Below are 18,512 nucleotides of genomic sequence, written 5' to 3'. Positions count from 1 at the left end.
CACGACACCCGTCTTCGCGTATTCTTCCGAGGCAAATATGATTACATTTCCGTCGCTCTCCGGCCGTGTTGTGGAACTGTTTGAGAGCCAAATTACGAAGGATTTCGACCATCGGAAGGCAATTCAGCTTCGCGAGGAATTGCTAACGGTGGCGATCTCCTTGGGTGGGCAACGCGGATTTCTCGTGCCCGTCAGTGAATGTCATGCCAATGACTCTGCCGTCGTGCGGTTATTGACTAAGTTTCGCAAGCCGATCACAACATTCCCGTCCTTTTTCGAGGTCACTGAGGAACGAACTCACCGTTGGTTACGAACTCATTTGCTTGACATGCCGGATCGGATTCTGTTCTTAATCGTCAATCGGACGGGGCAGATCATTGGTCATGCAGGGTTTGCCCGATGTCACAATCCGCAGCGGACGATGGAACTCGACAACGTCATCCGAGGCGTGCCCGATGCCGAACCGGGGCTAATGTCGATGGCGGTGGGTCATCTCATTGCATGGGCAAACACGACATTTCAACCGTCGGATATTGTGTTGCATGTGATGCAAGATAATCCGCATGCTATTCGATTTTACGAGCGACTGGGGTTCGTAGTGACGGCTTCCCAACCGCTCAAACGGGTTGAACTTCCCGGCGAGATTCGGCTCGAACCCTTTGAAGTCACAGGGTTTGAGTCACCCGATGGCTACTATTTGACAATGACTCATCGGCCCGCGGCGTCTCAAACTCAACCACCGCATTTTCCGCTCATTTGAGGCCCGCGAGGTTCGGATTGACCCGTGGCCGGACCCGTGCGTATACTCCGCGCCAATTGCGAGATTCCCTTTCCGCTAGGTGTTCTTTCGTCAAGGATGACGCCCATGAACTCCGCGGCCGCTTGGTCTGATGGTCCATTAACCCCGTTCGAACAACTTCGCGAAGCCCGTGCCATTCTCCGGGATGAGGCCGATGCGCTGTTGGCGTTGTCACAACGACTCGATGCCTCTTTTTGCGAAGCGGTTCGGTTGATCGTGGAGTGCGAAGGCTCCGTCATCGTCACCGGCATCGGGAAAGCTGGGTTGATTGGGCAAAAAATCGTTGCGACACTCTCGTCGACGGGCACGCGATCCCACTTTATGCATCCCGCCGAGGCGGTGCACGGGGATTTGGGCTGTTTGCACACGAATGACGTGTTGCTCGCTCTCTCGAACAGCGGTGAGACCGAGGAAGTCAATCGACTGCTGCCCACGATCGGGCGAATGAAAGTCCCGATCATCGCGGTCACAGCGAAGAAGTCGAGCACACTCGGGCGAGGATCAACGGTCACGATTCCGCTCGGAAAGATTGAGGAAGTTGGCCCGCACGGCTTGGCTCCATCGACCAGCACGACCATCATGCTCGCCATTGGAGACGCACTTGCGCTCGTGATTGCCCAACTCAAGAATTTCTCGCCGCAAGAATTCGCCGTCTATCATCCCGGTGGAAGCTTGGGGCGGAAGTTGGCTCACGTGAGTGACGTCATGCGGAAAGACACGGAATTGCGGATCGCTTCGGAAGAGACAACCGTCCGCGAAGTCTTCATGCGGGTCGAGCAAACCGGGCGACGCACCGGTGCTGTGATGCTCGTCGATGCCAATGGGCGTTTGAGCGGTTTGTATACCGACAGTGACTTGGCGCGGCTGCTCGAAAACCGAATGGATGCGGAACTCGATTCCCGCATCGGCGACGTGATGACCAAAACACCGCTGACGATCAGCCCGTCAGCCCGATTGGCCGATGCAGTGGAGTTGTTGTCGACACGAAAAATCAGCGAACTCCCGGTAGTCGACTCGGATCACAAGCCGGTGGGTTTGATCGATATTACCGACGTCATTGGTTTGCTGCCTCGCGACGAGGACGCTTCGAATCAATCGCTTCTGGATGCGGGGTAAGCCGTGACTGCGATGCCGCCTCAGGGAACACCGTCTTCCTCCAACCGACCGTCTGCGAACGAATCGGGGTGGGGGCGGTTTGCATTGACGGTACTGACCGCCGGGATTCTCACCGGGTTTTATCTGGTGTATTCGATGGTCATCAACCCGATCGTCGAATCTCCCGCGATCGGCAAGAACGAGGACTTCACCGGTTTGCCACCCGCTCCGCCACCGATGCAGGGCATCAAAATGGCTGAGCGTTGGTTGGCCTCACAACCGTGGGCTGCCAATGCGAAATCGGTCATCCGGACCGATCAGGCATTCATCTATTTCGAGGATTACGAACTTCTCGACAACGACGAAGCCGTGCGGTTTACGCCGTTCGCCATGATTTGGCTGGCAAAAGATCCCGATCCTGATAAGCAACCCTACACGGTTGTCAGTCAGTCGGCGTACGTCAAATTTGCCAAGAAGTTTGATTTCAAAGACCCCGATCCGGGACGTGTCATCGGCGGTTCGCTGGAAGGTGACGTCGCGATTCACGGACCGGACGAATTGAAAGTCACCGGGCGGAACTTCCTCTTCGCCGAAAACGCGATGCAGATCTGGTGCGATGGCCAAGTGAAATTCCAGTACGGTCCGCACCAAGGGCACGGCAATGGGCTGCAAGTGCACTTGGTGGAAGATCCGGTCGCCAAGGCGGAAGAGAAGTTGGCCGTCAAAGGGTTTCGGCAAGTGCTGTTGCGGCGGAACGTGTCGATGGACCTGGAGTTCCGCGGCGACGCAAATCCCGCCGGTTTGAATCGGGAATCGAACAACGACAAGGCCAAGGAACCCACGATTGTGAAGGTTCGCAGCGCCGGACCGTTTGAGTTCGATGTAGAACAGAATATCGCCACGTTCCGCGAGGAAGTGCGTGTTTATCAACCGACCGCCGAGGAAGAATACAACTCGCTCGAATCCGATCGGCTGACGTTGTTCTTCGAGTCGGGCGAAGAAGCTACAGACGAGAAAATCGTTGTGGAAGCCGATGAGGAAAGCGATCGGTTTCGCGGGTTGAATTCCAAGTTGAAATTCAAACGGATGCAGGCGGAAGGTCGGCAAGTTGTGTTGCGGTCCGAACGCAACCAGCTCACTGCGACCATGAATCGGCTGGATTACGATATCGACTTGCGAACCGCGAAGTTAGCCGCCGCCGATACCGTACGCGTGCTGCAACGGCGAAGCGAAATGCACGCCCCGGAGATCGAACTCATTCACCGTGAAGGTGGGGAAGTCGATCGGGTGTGGTGTCGTGGGCAGGGGTGGCTGACGAATCTCGAGAAGAATTCCAACGACGTCGAATTCGCAGCCAAATGGCGGGAAGAACTCCGCAAATACCCGGACCCGGCCGGTGGATTGGACATCATCGAACTGCTCGGCGAAGTTCAGGTTCGCCAACCGAAACGTCAGTTTGGTCTTGCGTCTGATGTGATGCGACTGTGGTTGGAGCCGCAATCGCAGCGTCCGGGAACGCAACCGGGAACCACCGAAAACCCCAGCGAACGGATGCAGCCGAAACGATTATTGGCCTTGCAGAACGTCGCGATCGTAAGTCCTGATTTGGAAGGCCGAACCAAACGTCTGGAAGCGTTCTTCGAACCCTTCCCGGTCGCCGGCCAACCGATTCCCCAACTCAATGTGCAAACCAATCCCCCCGTTGTTCCGGATCAACCGGATGGCCGACAACCTGTGAATCCTGCGGAGTTCGTCAAGCTTGCTCAATCGGAGCCCGTCATTCAGCACGTGGCCTTCCGAGCCGACGACACCACCGCACCGCAACCTCAATCTGACGACGAGAACCCGATTCACCTGACGGCCGATCTGCTCAAGGTGATGATTCTGCAGGGGCAATCGGGACGGAAGTCGCACATCTCCGAAGCACACGCGCAAAACAGTGTGCGGGTCGTGCAGTTCCGTGATGATCCTGAAAAACCTCTCACAATCGACGGCGACCATCTGCACGTTGTCAATCCGCCGAGTGGGGATCCGGATGGACCTAATGCCGACGCTGACAAAAACGACCAGGTCATGACCATCTTCGGTAGACCAGCTCATGTGCGGGATCAGGGATTGCTCATCGAAGGCAAAGAAATCTTTCTCGATCGAGCGAGCAACCAGTCGGCCGTGCGGGGCAAAGGTTTGTTGCAGTTGCCGGTCAAGCGTTCGCTCGACGGGCAGAAACTCGAACAGGAACAACCGCTCGATATTCATTGGAACGAGCAAATGACGTTCGATGGCAAACAGGCCAACTTCTATGGTCGGGTCGCCGCGGTTCTGGGCGACAGCAGTCTCCATTGTGCGGAAATGCAGGTCTTCCTCACCAACCGGATCGATTTTTCCACCGACCGTCGCCAACCCGGATCAGAAAACCGCAATGCAGACGGGACTCGGGAGGAAGCGTCCAACATCGAACTTGTCATCTGCAAAGACAACGTGCAGTTCGATAGTTATCTGTACGAAGACAAGATCATCAAAGAAGTCCGGAGCGGGTCTTTCTCGGAGTTTCGGCTCAATCAGGCGACTGGTGATACTCACGCCGAGGGACCAGGGTGGATCAAGGTTTGGCGACGAGGCAACGAAAACCGAGCGGCTCTTGCGCCGAATGCCAAAGTTCAAGCCAACGCTGCGGCTGACAAGAATGAGGATGGCTGGGACTATTTGAAGATTGATTTTCACGGCCCGACGATCGGGAACATCAATCAAAAAATCCAGACGTTCCAAGACCGCGTGCAGGTAGTGTATGGCCCTGTGAAAGGCTACACGCAAACCGTCGATCCCGATCGGCTTGCCACCGATGCCGGTCTGATGCAGTGTGATCGGTTGCAGTTCACGCAACGCGAAGACAAGAACGCCGCCCCCGTGGACGGCAAGAAGAAAACGACGTGGGTCGAGTTGTTAGCACAGGGCAATGCGATTGTCGAAGGCCGCACCTTCCAAGGGCGAGCCGACACGATCACCTTCGACGAACGCAAAGGGAAATACGTGCTCCACTCGAAGGCCCCGCACAAAGCCACGATTTGGCGTCAAGAACGCGTCGGTGGACCGCGAAGTACGGCCCATGCTCAACGCTGGGAATTCGTGCCCGCCAACAACACACTCAAGAAACTCAAATCAGACGGGGCAACTGGTTTCGATTTCGTGAACTAACGCGAACAAAGTCACGTCGGGACAACGCCGGTTTTTGCAACGGTCGAATGCGATCATTCAGACCCTTCGACGGCGAAAACATCGGGGTGGCATGCCCACCGCTTAGGGTGGGCATGGGCCAATCAACCATGGCTAGCGTTTGACACTGCGACCGGTGTTGCGGATGGTTTCGACGGTCTTCGTAAGGCGTTCGACGATTTCGGGGTGTTCGTCGGCGATGTTGTTTTCTTCGCCAATGTCTTGGGACAGATCGAACAACTGATACGGTTTGCCGAACGGTTTGCCCTTGGGTTGTTGACGTCCGCCGGACCCATCACCAAGGACGAGTTTCCACTTGCCGTCGCGAATCGCAAACATCCCGGCGACGGAATGGTGAATCACCGGGGCGGCACGTCGGGTTTCCTTGCCATGCAGCATCGGCAACAGCGACACGCTGTCTTCGGCCATGCTGTTATCGAGTTCGGCTCCCACGATTTCCGCAGCGGTGGCGAACAAGTCCGTCAGGCAAACGGGTTCGTCGCATTTCGATCCCGCATTAATTTTGCCCGGCCATCGGGCGAATAACGGCACATGATGCCCGGCTTCCCAGATGTCCGCTTTGGTGCCGCGAAACGGTCCGTTCGGTCGGTGATGTTCCGCTCGAAAACCCTGGATCGACGCATCGTCAACGTGGTCTTTCTTGTTGGGATCGTCATAGCGGTACATGTAGGAACCGTTGTCTGACGAGTAAAACACGACGGTGTCATCCGCCACGCCGGATTGATCGAGAGCATTCAACACCTCGCCTACCGTCCAATCGACTTGGGCCACGAAATCGCCATACTCGTTGAGTTGCGTTTTGCCGCGAAAGCGTTCGTGGGGTTGCGTCGGTTTGTGGGGAGCGGTCAACGGGAAGTACAGGAAGAACGGCTCATCTTTCTTTGCAGCGGTGGTGATGTAGTCGACCGATTCTTTTGTCAGCCGGTCGAGGACTTGATCAATCACGAAGTCTTCCGATCGCGGTCCCTTGCGGACGAAATGCGGAAACTTAACGGCTGGTTGTTGGATCGTTGGTGGTGAATCGAAGTGATCGTCGCGGATGTAAACGTACGGTGCCATATCCAGCGAGGCACTCACGCCAAAGTACTGATCGAAGCCGTGATGAATGGGGCTGTCGGTGATCTTGCCGCTCCAATCAATACCGGGATCGCCGTTCCATTGCGAACTCTTGACCGCTTTGCCCGGTTTCATCGGCAAGGCCATTCCAAGATGCCATTTCCCGACCGCGCCCGTATGGTATCCCTGCTTGCTGAGCATGTTCGCGATGGTTTTTCGACCCGATTCCAACAACGGCGGACTGTAGCCACCGAGTACACCTCGTTTGAGTTCCGTCCGCCAGCAGTACCGTCCGGTGAGCAATGCATACCGTGTCGGCGTACAAACGGCCGACGGGGAATGGGCATCGGTGAAGGTCATGCCTTCATTTGCTAAACGGTCGAGGTTCGGCGTGGGAATCTTCGATTTTGAATTCAACGCATGAACATCACCATAGCCCATATCGTCAGCCAAAATGATAACGATATTCGGTGCACTTCGCTTTTCAGCGGACAGCGCGGTCTTTGGTGAACATATTGCCAGAATCGATGTCAGGGCGATGAGAGTGAGGGGCGTTACTCGGTGTAGTACTCGTGGTGTACGTTCTCTGCGTGCGTATTGTTTCCAAGATTGCATGGGCCGATCTCCAATCGAGCGACGTTTCGAATGACGTGGGATGTGGAGAATCGAGTATCCGGTGATCGCCGTCTGAGTTCAACTTCCACGGCATGATCGGGAAGGAAAAGTCAATGGAACGGAAAACGAAGCAGCGGGGACAATCTTCCAAATCGGCTTGGCATTGGAAGCGGGCTGCAACAGCAGCGACACTTCCTGAGATCTTCTTGAACAACTCGGCCAGCATGGAACACGCGAGGGTGTTGACCGACGGAATCTGAGCGGAACAACAGAATCTATGCCTTCTCACAAGGGCGCATTCGCTTGGTCAGTCTAAAAACATTTCGAGTTCGAGAGACGCGGCGAATGCAACTCGGGACAAAAGACGATGGATGACTATCAGTGCTGTCTTGCCAATTGCAGAATTTCGTCTTCGGGGAGTTGTTCCGTTTCGACAGCCGAGCGAAGGCTTTGCACGGGTGTGACGTGACCATCTCGGACAATGAAGAACTGTCCGATCTCTTGCGAAGTCAGCTTGTCGGAAACATCTAATTGGCAGTCGCTCAGCATCGGTTTCATTTTCTTGATGGCCGTATCTTCTTTGATTTTACCAACGAACCATGTGTTGATGTTTTCGCGGCATTTATAGTCGAAGTCACCGGGGCTTTGAGTGGCTAGCATCAGACCCACACCAGCCGACCGTGCTCGTTTGAGCAAGCCTTCCATCGGTTCTTTAGTCACCGGTTTGCTAGTCGCCGGAAGGTACAAGTCAGCTTCATCGAATAGTACAACCGCTTGCAGATCATCCGAAGGTGTTTTGCTCATCCAGCGGCTGAGCTCCATCAGCAATTGCGAGACCCAAAACTGCACTTCCGCATCACTGCCTAGAAACTTCGTGCTAATGACACTTAGTTGTGTTTTACCGGGTCGATGGTGCGAATTACTTCCGAATAAAGCATCCCCGTCTAACGGATCGCCTTGGTCGGGGAATAGATTGGAACGATTGATCTTCAGTGTTTGCAAATCTTCGACAAGTTTGTCGAACAGTTTCGGTTTGAGAACACCAATTGCATTGACTAGGCCCGGATCGGATTCGTCGAGATAGTGGATGAGAGATTGCAGTGTGACGCGACCGTCTTCTTGGGCTAAGAGTTCGATCGCTTTGACTAGGATTGCAGTCCGTGAGCCGTTGGCTCCTGTGGTGCCGTAGCCTAGCATCGCAGCTAGTGAATGGGCGGCCTGCAGGGCGGTTTGTTGACGGTCGGCAGCGTTCATGTCTTGCATGTGCTCGGGGACGACAGTCAGTGTGATTGGTCGACCATCAATGCGACCAGGCGTGTAAACCGTGACGTTGACCGATTCCTTGAGCCTTTGCAATCGTTCCGCGAGAGCGGGGTCGGACGGTGGTTTGTTCCAAACGTCTTCAGTGGCATAGCGAGCCAAATCACCTTTGCGGTCAACAAGCAATGCCGGCACACCCTGCAATAGGAGTTGTTCGATCAGGTTGAGGGCCGCCGTTGTCTTTCCGCTTCCCGTGCCACCAAGAAACGCCGCATGCCGCTTGAGGGCGTTCGGTTTCAATGTGATCGCCTCGGCATTGCGAGCCCGAATCTGACCGATGGCCAGTTCTGTACCCGTCTGTTGAGTGGGCAGAGTCAATTTCGCCGACTCGACTTGACCATTCCCTTCAGCATGTTCATTCGATGATTCAGGCACGGACTCGGCTGCTTCGACGGTGTTGTCCGCTTCGGATTCCGGTTCGTCGAAGGAAAAACTGCCGTCGATGCCGAAGATGTCTCGAATACTCTTGAGTTGGCTGAGCGGCTTGGTCTCGGCGAGCCATGTTGAGAACTGTGGATCGGCGTGATGCTGTTTCCGGAACGATTGCATCGCGAGCATCGTTCGCCAGTCGGTGTCTTGCACGACCACGCGACGACCGCCTTTGGCAACCAATTGGCCCAACTGCTTTGAGATTTGCGAGGTTGGACTTTTGGGAAAATTGGTGGATCGCACGATGACGGGAATGGCTTCAGGTTCCTGATCCTGTGCGGCTCGGCTGACTTCCTTCACCTGCCGTCCCAACCATCCGCCTTGCGGAGCTTTGTTGCAAATGCCGACCTGCAACCGTTGAGCGGGCTTGTCATTTCGCGCCCAGACAATGCCAAGAATCTGACCCCGCGAATAACTATCAAATCGATGACTCTCCGGCAATTCGTCCTCGTAGTAATGCACCGTGCTTTCCAACAAAGTCGCCAACTCAGCCTCATCATCCGGCGGACTGGGTTGTTCTTGAGCCAGAAAATCGTTCCATTCCTGCTCTAAATCGAAGAGTGTGTCCTCTCCGTCATCATGACCGGGAGAATCCGGATGGCATTCCTCTAAGATCCGTCCTGCCGCAATACATGAATTGCGATAAGAACGGCACCACTCTAGGACCGAGCGTGTCCGTTGGCCGACCTGCTGATCTAAGCAGACTTGAGGTATCGGTGATGTTGGGGCGGATTCATCGAATGATGTCTCCGTCTCGTCATATAAATGATTGAGGTGTGCACCGACAAGTTGAGAAATCTCTTCAGAACTTCGCTTGGCTACCAACGTAACAGGTGACGGGTCACTCTCGATCCGGTCCTGGTAGGAACTATCAAGCAAATTTCGGAGCTGCGTGTAATAGTCTTCCAAGCACGCGACGACCATGATTGACGTTGGTACCTCTGCGGCGATGGAAATTAGTCCTTGCATCGCTCGACGGAATCGGTTGGCGGCTTCGGCGGACTGGTCGGCACGGTACATGTCTTCGAGTTGATCGACGCACAACACTAGACTCATCCCATGTGCTGCCCACATCAAACGGCCTAAGCGTTGGAGCATCTCTTGCGGACCGGCTTCGGGGTCGAGTGGCGAAATACCGGCTAGCCGTTCTTGATCGCTGGCCCCGAGTGTTTCGCCTCGCAAGTATTTCATGACTCGGGCCCGCACGCCGGCATGGCCGCATTGCAATAAGAACATCGCCCGTAACAAGTCTTGTAGTTTCTCGTCACCGGCGAATCGTGGGTCGCCTAGCAATTCGTCCGCCAAGTCTTCGATCAACTCGTTCCGCTTGCGTTGATTGAGACTGTTCTGGCGGAGCAGTTCTAAATCGGACGGCGGAATGCACGGCGATTCCGTCACTGCTTCGGCGAGTCGCAACAGACCGGTTGTTTCATCCGGCGCATCAACGGCCCGGTAATAGGGTTTGTCGAGCGAATCGACGAGCTTGTGCAACATATACCGACTGTAATTGTTGCTGGCAGAGGTCATCTGCATGTAGCCAAAGTACCCTAGACCGCGACGATGCGTGTGCGTACGGAAAGCCCGCATGAGGTGCGTTTTTCCACTGCCGGATTCGCCTTTGAGCAATAGGATACGGCCGACTTTATTCGTTTCGTCAGCTGATGTGGCTCGATCGAGCAGTCGAACGAAGACATCGCGAGCAGGTTCGTGGATGGATTCGACATCAAACGGGTCCGGCGTCCAGACTTCCGTTGGGTGGGCGACCGCTCGAAAGATGACGGGACCGCTAGCGGAACAAAACACTGTCGCCCGACGTTCCTCATCAGTGGGTGATGGCTTCCTCTTGACGGGAACAGAATAGGAAGAAACTGACATAAAGTAGACCTTGTGGGGCAAGTGAATCCAAGCGAGTGTCTAGCGGTGCAACCACTAGGAATTGACTGATTTCCGAACTTAGTCCGCATGCTAGTCGTCGATTTTGCGACTACCAAATTCGGATGAACTTCGCACTAGCGATCGGTACGGAGAAAATGGAATGTCGAATTCGCCAAACGAATTTCAGAGCTTTGCACATCTTGAGGATCCATAGCGCTGATCAAGTCCGCTCGGCTGAGCGTCAATAGGTTTTTGCGATTGGCATCAACGAGCAGTTGATCGAAATCCGATCGTGTCATGCCGTTACCGCCACCGTCGCCGCGATATTGATTCCACACGTGCGAGAGAAAGACTTTGTTGTCACCGAACCGGCCGGTCGCTGAATTCTTGGCAATCGTTCGCACGCGGTCCGCGAACTCGGTGAGATTAGGCGTGTGACTGTCCGAGTCTGCGGATTTTGGATTGCTGGGCGTTGGCATCGCGACTGGTGCTTTGTCCGCCAACCAATCCCGGATGACCGCTTCCCGCAAATGTTTGATCGAATTGCTCTCCGCCTTGGTGACTTGCGCTGCAAGCAGTTTGACGGGGTCGTCACCCTTTTGCCCGGCTAGCAGTGTGGCAAAAAGAATGTTCTTATGGCTAATGTCTTTCGTCGTCGGAATTTCGATTTCATGGGCCGATCGCAGTTGCTGCCAAGCGAGTAAATGCGTCACCCGCGCTTTCGATGGCACTGCCGAACCCGGCAAGTTGAAATGCTTGACCAACACCGCCGGACGCAATCCGTTGGATGTACCAACATCACGGAAGGCTTGTTTGTCGGCCGAAGAGATTCCTAAAGCAGCGGCGATGAGGTAGCGGTCTCGCAAGGTCGGCCAATTGACTTTGGAGACTGAATCGATATTTAAGAACGCTAGTGCGTGCTGTCGGCCTGCATCGGTTAACCGGTAGGGTTTGACATTGATCAAGTCGTTCTCTTGGAGTGTATTCAGCGTGGCGGCGAGTCGTACCTGCCATTCGGATTTGCTTGCTGAGAGTGCGACGAGTAGTTTTAGATCGCTTTCGATCTTAGAACGTGGCGGCGGGTTTTTTCCGGAATCCAGCAGACGGACTAAGATCATTTGGCCTAGAACATCGAGTGGTTGAGCCGAGGGGGTGCTCATGCGTTGGGATTTCCTTGTCAGGTTTTGGGGGATTCGTTTCGCCAGTGAATTGCGGATCGAACGGTTTCGATGATTGTCTCCAACTCCGTCACCACATCGTCCGCCAGAAATCGCAATACGAAATATCCGTGCTGTTGAAGCAAGACGTCTTTGCGACGGTCTCGTCGATAAGCCGCCGAGTTCGTGAAGTGATGATAGCCGTCGATTTCCACCGCGATTCTTTTCGAAGAACACACCAAATCGACTTCAGCGGGTTGGTTTCCAAATGGGAAACCGAGTCGACCATTCAGTTCGAACAGACCCGCCAGATCTAGTGTTTCTTCGAATATACTAAACAAAAACATCTCTGCTGCACTTCGTGCCCCACCTTGTTCCGATTCCTCGATGGTGTCTACGAATGATAACGGTTGAGTGGGTGATGCAGACTTCGCGTGATCATCGCACGTGGGCGACGGCGATTGCCGGGCGGTTTCCTGTTCGATGACGGCATCGATGAAACGTTCGACAAGCTCGCGGGATGCTCCCCGTTGGGTGAGTCGATCAATCGCAGATCGATGGCGAGTCACGCGGTCGCCGATTCGTTGTCTGAGTAGGTCCGCGACTTCTTCAGCGGATACATTGCGGATGGGAACGACGGATTCCCGTAGCACGGCTTTCGAGAAGCACTCTGGAGTCTCGTGCAAATACCGTTGAAAAGCGTCGGGGGGCACATTCAGTCCCACCGTGAAACTTGGGACTTGAGCGGTCACATGGGCGAGTTGCGACGCGGCCGACTTAATGAACTCCACTTGCGATGAGTTTGCCGAATCGGAGTCGCTCGGTGGCGAAATTATCATCGCCGGACTCGTACCCGGTGGCAGGTAATCGACAATCGCACTGAGAACGTCAACCGGCTCCTCGCCAAGAATCTCCGGATGACCACACCATTCGCACACATCGGCTACCGTAACGGGTCGGGCTTGGCACCGTGCAAGCAGCAACTCCTGACACAAACGGTCGCTGCCGGAGTCGTCCAACGCCGCCGATTCGCAAAGGAGTTGGATTTCATGCACGGACTTCTTAGATAAATCGCCCGGCCCAATTTTTTGCGAGAGTCGCTCTGCCAGGTATTGCTCCGTGACTTGCCACGGATCGCATTCCTGGAGGAACGCCGATACGTAGTCGGGAAGCCATTGGTCGGGTGTCACGCTGTGAGTCGCCACGCATGTCCGCTGATTCTCACGACACCAACGCTTCCATTCGCCCAAGCATGCGGCCGTTGGACCACATAAGACGGAGATCGTTGGCCGACGACTTCGGCGATCCAATTCCTGAGTTTGCAACAGTGACACGCCCATAACTAGACATGAAAATACTTACACCAGTGTAAGTCAAGTGATACCAGCGTGACTGGTGCACAACGTTCGAAGTTGCTGACCGACGATTCTTCGTCAATTGCTTGACTGGTAACACGAAAATACCTAATGTTGTGTTTGCACAAATTGTGCATGTGTAAATAGCATTTATATACGAAATGGTTGCATTAGTTTCTTGATTGCGATATGTGGGCGGCCAACCGAGAGGCTGATCTCGCTGAAAAAATGTCTTTGCGTGGGAACGTCGAGGCTCTGACTTTCGACATGTTGCAGACACCACACGCATGGAAATCTGACTGTCCCCCTGAGTCCTAGGCAGACTGACGGAAGGACCTAACGCCTTTGGTCCACGTCCTGCAAATCGTTTGACCAGGGGCAGGATGCCACGAGACCGCAATCTACCAGTAAGCATACCTACGCCGTCTGCAGGACGGTTTTGCTGTTTTGAACACCTATTTTGCACTGACTAACAAAATGAAGGGCCCGATAATGCTGAACGGTTTCCAGAACTTCCTTCGTGATCTGCGGAGCACTCCACTGTCTCGCCGATCGAGTCGACTGAAAGGTCGAGATCGACGTCGCGGTGAGTATCGTTCAGCCATCGAGGCCTTGGAGTCTAGGACGCTTCTGACTTCAGCACTTGTCGAATATCTCACCACAGAGCATGTGGACATTGATGTTCAGCACTCGAGTTCTGAGTGGTCGCTTGGTCTGCAAGCCTCTGGCGAGTCTCAGGCCGTTCAATATGCCAATGACGAAGTTGTGCTTTACGCTGGTTCGCCGTCCGTTTCTCAGCGGCCATCGAGTTCTGAGTTTGACTTCGTTGGCGTCGGTTCCGGCGAGAGTTTTTATCTACTACCGCAGAACCACAATCCAGATGCGTTATTCGTTGGTTTCGCGGGCTATGGTCTTAATGGGACTGTCGATCGCTACGATGCATCGGTGGAGTCAAAAGGGCGAATAACAGGCAGTGCAGCCTATGCCAAGGTCACTTTGACGGATGTGCGACATACGACACCCGATGGCACACCCGGTGACGGTGAATTCTCGATGTGGCAAACCGACACGTTCGGTGGATCAAACGTCTTTCTGAGTTCTTACGACGACGGCGTCGCCAATCCGAATTCCAATGGCCTCGATACAACCGATGGCATCTCGGCTGATGACGCAGTTTGGGTCATCGCCGGGGGGCATGCGCACTATAACTTCGGGTTCACGCAGCCTGGTCGCTACGAGGTTGACGTGAAACTGTCGGCTTATTTCGGCGACGATGGTGCGGCGAACACCGCAACGCCAAATGCCGAGGGGTATAGTGAAAGCGACGATATCACAATTTACTTCTCGGTCCAAAGCGTCGGGCAACTGCAGTTGGAACAATCCAGCTATGCGGTGGACGAGGAAGCGGGAACGGCGTCGATTGATGTGGTTCGCACCGGCGGCAGCGACGGACAACTCAGCGTCGACTACTCCACTAGTGACGGCACGGCAGACTCCGAGGACTACACATCGACCGACGGAACACTCGTGTTTCTGGATGGTGAGACTCGCAAGACGATCACGGTTCCCATCCTGAGTGATACGGAACAGGAATTCGACGAAACGTTCACGATTGAGTTGTCCGAACCTTCGCCAGCTGACATCGACGCGTATCTACAGCAGCAGGAGAACGACGCCAACGGTTTGTTGGGAGAGGTCACTTCGGCAACGGTGACAATTCAGGACGACGACACAACCCAACCGTTCGCCATTTCTGGAATCGCTGCGTCGTACCAGCCTGGGGATATCATGCAGGCCCGTGTCTCCGGAGTGACACTGGGAGAAGGGCAGGAGATCCAGTGGCGAATCCGGCCGGTTGGGACTGACTTCACCGGTTCGGTGCTCAGCCGACGTGTTCCCGAGACCGACACTCCGGAGGCTCAAGCTGGCCGTCTCGATCTGCAATTGGACGCATCCTACAACGGATACGAGTTGGTCGCATCCGTCATGCAAGACGATCAGGCGATCGCCACGACCAATTGGTTTGGTCCGATCACCGTGGCCAATGCGGTTGAGCCGTTGTCGCTCACATACAATGGACCAACTCCGTTCCGCATCGGTGATACGGCGACATTGGTTGCGACCGGACGGGAGTTGGCTGACGGCGAGAGCCTTCGCATTGTACTCAATCCGGAACTCGATCACGCCAACCTTTGGCTACAGGCTCGCGGCTACCACCAGCTCAGCGAACGCACGTTTGCCTTTGAACCACCAAGCAACAACGTCTATCCGCTGGCTCTTCAGGTGATTCGAGATGGTCTCATCGTGGCCCAATCTGAGATGCCTGAAGTCGACGTTTCGCGTGTCGAATTCTTCTTTGAAGGGTTGCAGCCCGTATATCGCGCGGGTCAGACATTCAGTGCCTCGATCACGGTCGACCCTGATCTTGGCGACAAAGTGATTTACTCGTGGGCGTTGTACGACGACGATCAAAACCCGTGGAAAGTCGCCCAAGGCGAAGAAGGCCGCACCTTTGAGATGCCGCTCACGGCTGACCTCGATGGCGAGCGACTGTTCATCCAAGCTAGAGTCGCCTACGACAGTGGCAACACGGCTTTGATCGGTGGAGCCTATCCCTACCTGACCGTCATTGATGATGCATCATCTCAGCTCTTCTTGTTCAGCGCACTTCCCGATCACTTCCACCAAGGAGCAACAATTGAACTCGATTTGTTCGCTGATCCCGAATTGGTCGAGGGCGACACGATCAGTTGGGAGTGGCGTTGGCCTGGGATGGAGTGGCAGATGCTTCCCGGTGCCGAAGGCTTAAACTATCAGCTTACTGCGGAACAAGCATTGAGCGGGCTTGAGGTACGGGCGACTCTGACGTTCGCGGATTCGCAGTTCGATCCGATCATCGCCGGTCCGGTGACGATTGAAATCGATGACCATGGCGCGGCGCCGCTACAGCAACTAACTGTTGCCGGTGAATTGTCGGTCGTGGCCGGCGAAACCGTCACTCTAACCCGCGAGTTACCAGCCAACGGGGCAACAATTCTCACGACCCATCTCTGGGAACGGAAGGCCGCGGGTGAGTCGTCATTCACTCCCGTTGCCGGTGAGACGGGCAGCACGCTCTCGTTCGCAGCCACTCTAGCCGACGACGGTGCCGAATATCGCGTCTCGATCCTGAAACCTGACGGATCGGTTGCCTATGGACCGTCTCCCGCAGCGGTTCTGAATGTCGCAGCGGAATCGCCTTCGCCGAATGTTGTCCCATTTGGATTGCCAGATGTGATTGGCACCGATTTGGGTTACGTCTTTGCACCGAAGGTGGCCGACATTGATGGCGACGGTGACACCGATATTCTGGCGGCATCGCTCTTGGCTGACAAAGTCGTTTGGTTCGAAAACCTCGGCGACGGAACATTCGGCTCGGAACGGATCGTCTCTGATGAAACTTTCTACACTTGGGAGGCTCACCCGATTGATCTGGATGGGGATGGAGATCAAGACGTCATTGTGGGGGGCTACCTAGGTGACTTGGTTTGGCACGAAAATTTGGGCGACAGCTTCGGCCCCGCTCAATCTATTGATTCGGACGTGTATGGGCCGTTCATCCTAGGAGCGGATCTCAACGGCGACGGGCTGACCGATGTGGTCGTGGCACCGGATGGTGGTGCGGATATTTTCTGGTACGCCAACGAGGGAGATGGCGTTATCGGCTCACGCAATGTCATCGCCACCGATTTGGACACAATCGCAGGATTTGTCGTCCGTGACTTAAATGGTGATGGTCATCCCGAGGTTATCACGGGCGAGTTGGGAGCGGATCAAATCGCATTCTTCGTCAACGGCGGTGATGGCACGTTTGGACCGAAGCAAATGGTCGCCTCCGCGGAAGGGACTGCGGTGTATGCGGCTGAGGACCTCAACGCCGATGGAATTGCCGATCTCTTGGTCGTTGGTCTAAATTCTCTGGATGTCGGTTTCCATGCCGTTCAGCCGGATGGATCAATCGGTCCAATGACCTTGTTGCCAAACGTAGAAACACCATATGCGGCGACATCTGCGGACTTTGACCAAGATGGAGACCAAGACGTCCTGATCGGGTCGTATGGTGACCCTGTTGTCTGGCTTCAAAATCTCGGCGATGGCACTTTTACCGAACCGCTGGAAATCACCCGTGAGTTGGGGCAAGTCAATGGCATCGCCACTGCCGACCTGGACGGCGACGGTGACCCCGACCCGGTTATTGCCGCATTCGCCCGCGGTGAGGTCGCTGTGGTTCAGAACCGATTTGATGAGTTCGCCACCACGATTCGCCCACCCGCCGCTCGGACTTACCCCGCTGGCCAGAACTTGGATGTCTCAGTCCACTTCGGTTTTCCTGTGACCGTCACGGGCACACCCAGTATCTCGCTGCAAGTTGGTGATCAAACTGTCGTGGCAACCTATCGATCCGGCAGCGGCACGACAGAATTGCTGTTCCGCTACACGGTAGTGCCGACGGACACGGACGATAACGGTATTGAGTTGGCCGCGAACACCGTCGATCTCAACGACGGTTCGATCGTCGGTCCGTTTGGTGACCCCATTGATCTGACGCTCCCGGCGGTCGATTTCTCGGACGTGCTGGTCAACGGGTCCGCTCCCGTCGTGCAAGCGATCGAGCGTGCTTCCATGGAGAACCCCACCGCGGTTGGTGAGGTAACGTTCCTGGTGACCTTCAGTGAGGCGGTGACTGGTGTTGATACGGACAACTTTGCCCTCACGCTGGACGGGGTGACCGGAGCGATTGTCACTGGTGTCAGCGGATCGGGCCAAGAGTACCTCGTAACGGTATCGACGGGGACCGGAAGTGGCACGATTGGGCTGCAAGTTGCCCAAACGGCCACGATCGAAGATGCAGAAGGCAACCCACTACTCGAAGACTTCGTTGGTGGTGAGGTCTTCTCGATTCAGCGTCAACAGGTTCGCCAGATCACGAACTTCTACACCGAAGGTCACGGCGATATCCGCATCGATTTCGAGTACGGTCTATGGGATCTCGACATCAATCCCGATGCCTTGAATGGTCCGTTTGAAGCCGATGAGGTGCTCATCGTCGCTGGCCCGGATAGTCAGGTGACTGCTCCGTCCGATCCGGCGTTTGCCTTCCTGGGTGTCGAGGCGGGAGCAGACATTTACGTCTTGCCCCAATCGAGTGTGCCTCCGACGATCCCGAACCTGGGGCTTGGCAGTTCGGGCATTGCGACGGGGACGTTCGCCAGCTACACCAACGACGATCCGCGAGTGAATGCCACAGCTCCTTGGATCGAACTACAGTTCGTCGATATGCGAGGCCCAGCGAACGGCCAGTTTAGTCTATATACATCCCGTGTGGACGAGCCGACCGTGTGGATCGCAACCAGCGATGGTGTCAGTGACGAAGACACCTTCTACCTTCAAGCTGGCAGTCACGACCACTTGAATTGGGCGTTCACTCAGCCGGGTATCTATGAGATCGATGTGTTCGCCAGCGGATTCCTCGACCTCAATGACAACGGCACTTTTGACGAAGGCGTCGACCGCTACACCGAGAGCGGCATCGTCACCTAC

At 55.2% G+C, this 18,512-nt stretch carries 9 protein-coding genes; 5 read left to right on the top strand and 4 right to left on the bottom strand.

Translation table 11 applies throughout. From position 1 onward, the window contains the following. The first annotated feature begins 37 nt into the window (after positions 1 to 37). The 3 genes from G6R38_RS24475 to G6R38_RS24465 all read left to right on the top strand — a co-directional run bounded on the left by G6R38_RS24475 (position 38) and on the right by G6R38_RS24465 (position 5,086). A complete protein-coding gene (locus G6R38_RS24475; RefSeq protein WP_166831433.1) occupies positions 38 to 760 on the top strand; it encodes a GNAT family N-acetyltransferase in 723 nt (240 codons plus the stop codon). Between the two features lie 105 nt (positions 761 to 865). Beyond that, positions 866 to 1,915 carry a KpsF/GutQ family sugar-phosphate isomerase gene (locus G6R38_RS24470; RefSeq protein WP_166831432.1) on the top strand — a complete coding sequence of 350 codons (1,050 nt, stop codon included), beginning with the start codon at positions 866 to 868 and terminating at the stop codon, positions 1,913 to 1,915. A gap of 3 nt (positions 1,916 to 1,918) precedes the next feature. After that, positions 1,919 to 5,086 (top strand): hypothetical protein, encoded by a 3,168-nt coding sequence (locus G6R38_RS24465; protein ID WP_166831431.1) that lies wholly within the window; start codon positions 1,919 to 1,921, stop codon positions 5,084 to 5,086. A 132-nt stretch (positions 5,087 to 5,218) separates the two neighbouring features. On the opposite strand, the gene G6R38_RS24460 is transcribed toward G6R38_RS24465, so the two are convergent. After that, positions 5,219 to 6,796 carry a sulfatase family protein gene (locus G6R38_RS24460; RefSeq protein WP_206028713.1) on the bottom strand — a complete coding sequence of 526 codons (1,578 nt, stop codon included), beginning with the start codon at positions 6,794 to 6,796 and terminating at the stop codon, positions 5,219 to 5,221. Positions 6,797 to 6,909: 113 nt separating this feature from the next. Between G6R38_RS24460 and G6R38_RS24455 the strand changes: the two genes are divergently transcribed. Next, positions 6,910 to 7,056, top strand: a complete 147-nt coding sequence (locus G6R38_RS24455) for a hypothetical protein (protein ID WP_166831430.1) — start codon at positions 6,910 to 6,912, stop codon at positions 7,054 to 7,056. 118 nt (positions 7,057 to 7,174) lie between these two features. Here the strand turns inward: G6R38_RS24455 and G6R38_RS24450 are convergent, their stop codons facing one another. The 3 genes from G6R38_RS24450 to G6R38_RS24440 all read right to left on the bottom strand — a co-directional run bounded on the left by G6R38_RS24450 (position 7,175) and on the right by G6R38_RS24440 (position 12,917). Continuing rightward, entirely contained in the window at positions 7,175 to 10,420 is a 3,246-nt protein-coding gene (locus G6R38_RS24450; protein WP_206028712.1) for a helicase HerA-like domain-containing protein, read from the bottom strand. A gap of 134 nt (positions 10,421 to 10,554) precedes the next feature. Beyond that, positions 10,555 to 11,580, bottom strand: a complete 1,026-nt coding sequence (locus G6R38_RS24445) for a hypothetical protein (protein WP_166831428.1) — start codon at positions 11,578 to 11,580, stop codon at positions 10,555 to 10,557. 17 nt (positions 11,581 to 11,597) lie between these two features. Beyond that, entirely contained in the window at positions 11,598 to 12,917 is a 1,320-nt protein-coding gene (locus G6R38_RS24440) for an endonuclease domain-containing protein (RefSeq protein ID WP_166831427.1), read from the bottom strand. 507 nt (positions 12,918 to 13,424) lie between these two features. Between G6R38_RS24440 and G6R38_RS24435 the strand changes: the two genes are divergently transcribed. After that, positions 13,425 to 18,512 (top strand): choice-of-anchor M domain-containing protein (locus G6R38_RS24435; RefSeq protein ID WP_166831426.1); only part of this gene is annotated, 5,088 nt, incomplete at its 3' end.

It is taken from the genome of Thalassoroseus pseudoceratinae (assembly GCF_011634775.1).
Lineage (GTDB): Bacteria > Planctomycetota > Planctomycetia > Planctomycetales > Planctomycetaceae > Thalassoroseus > Thalassoroseus pseudoceratinae.
The sequence above is the reverse complement of the archived record's forward strand: the minus strand, read 5'-3'. Positions and strand labels throughout refer to the sequence as shown.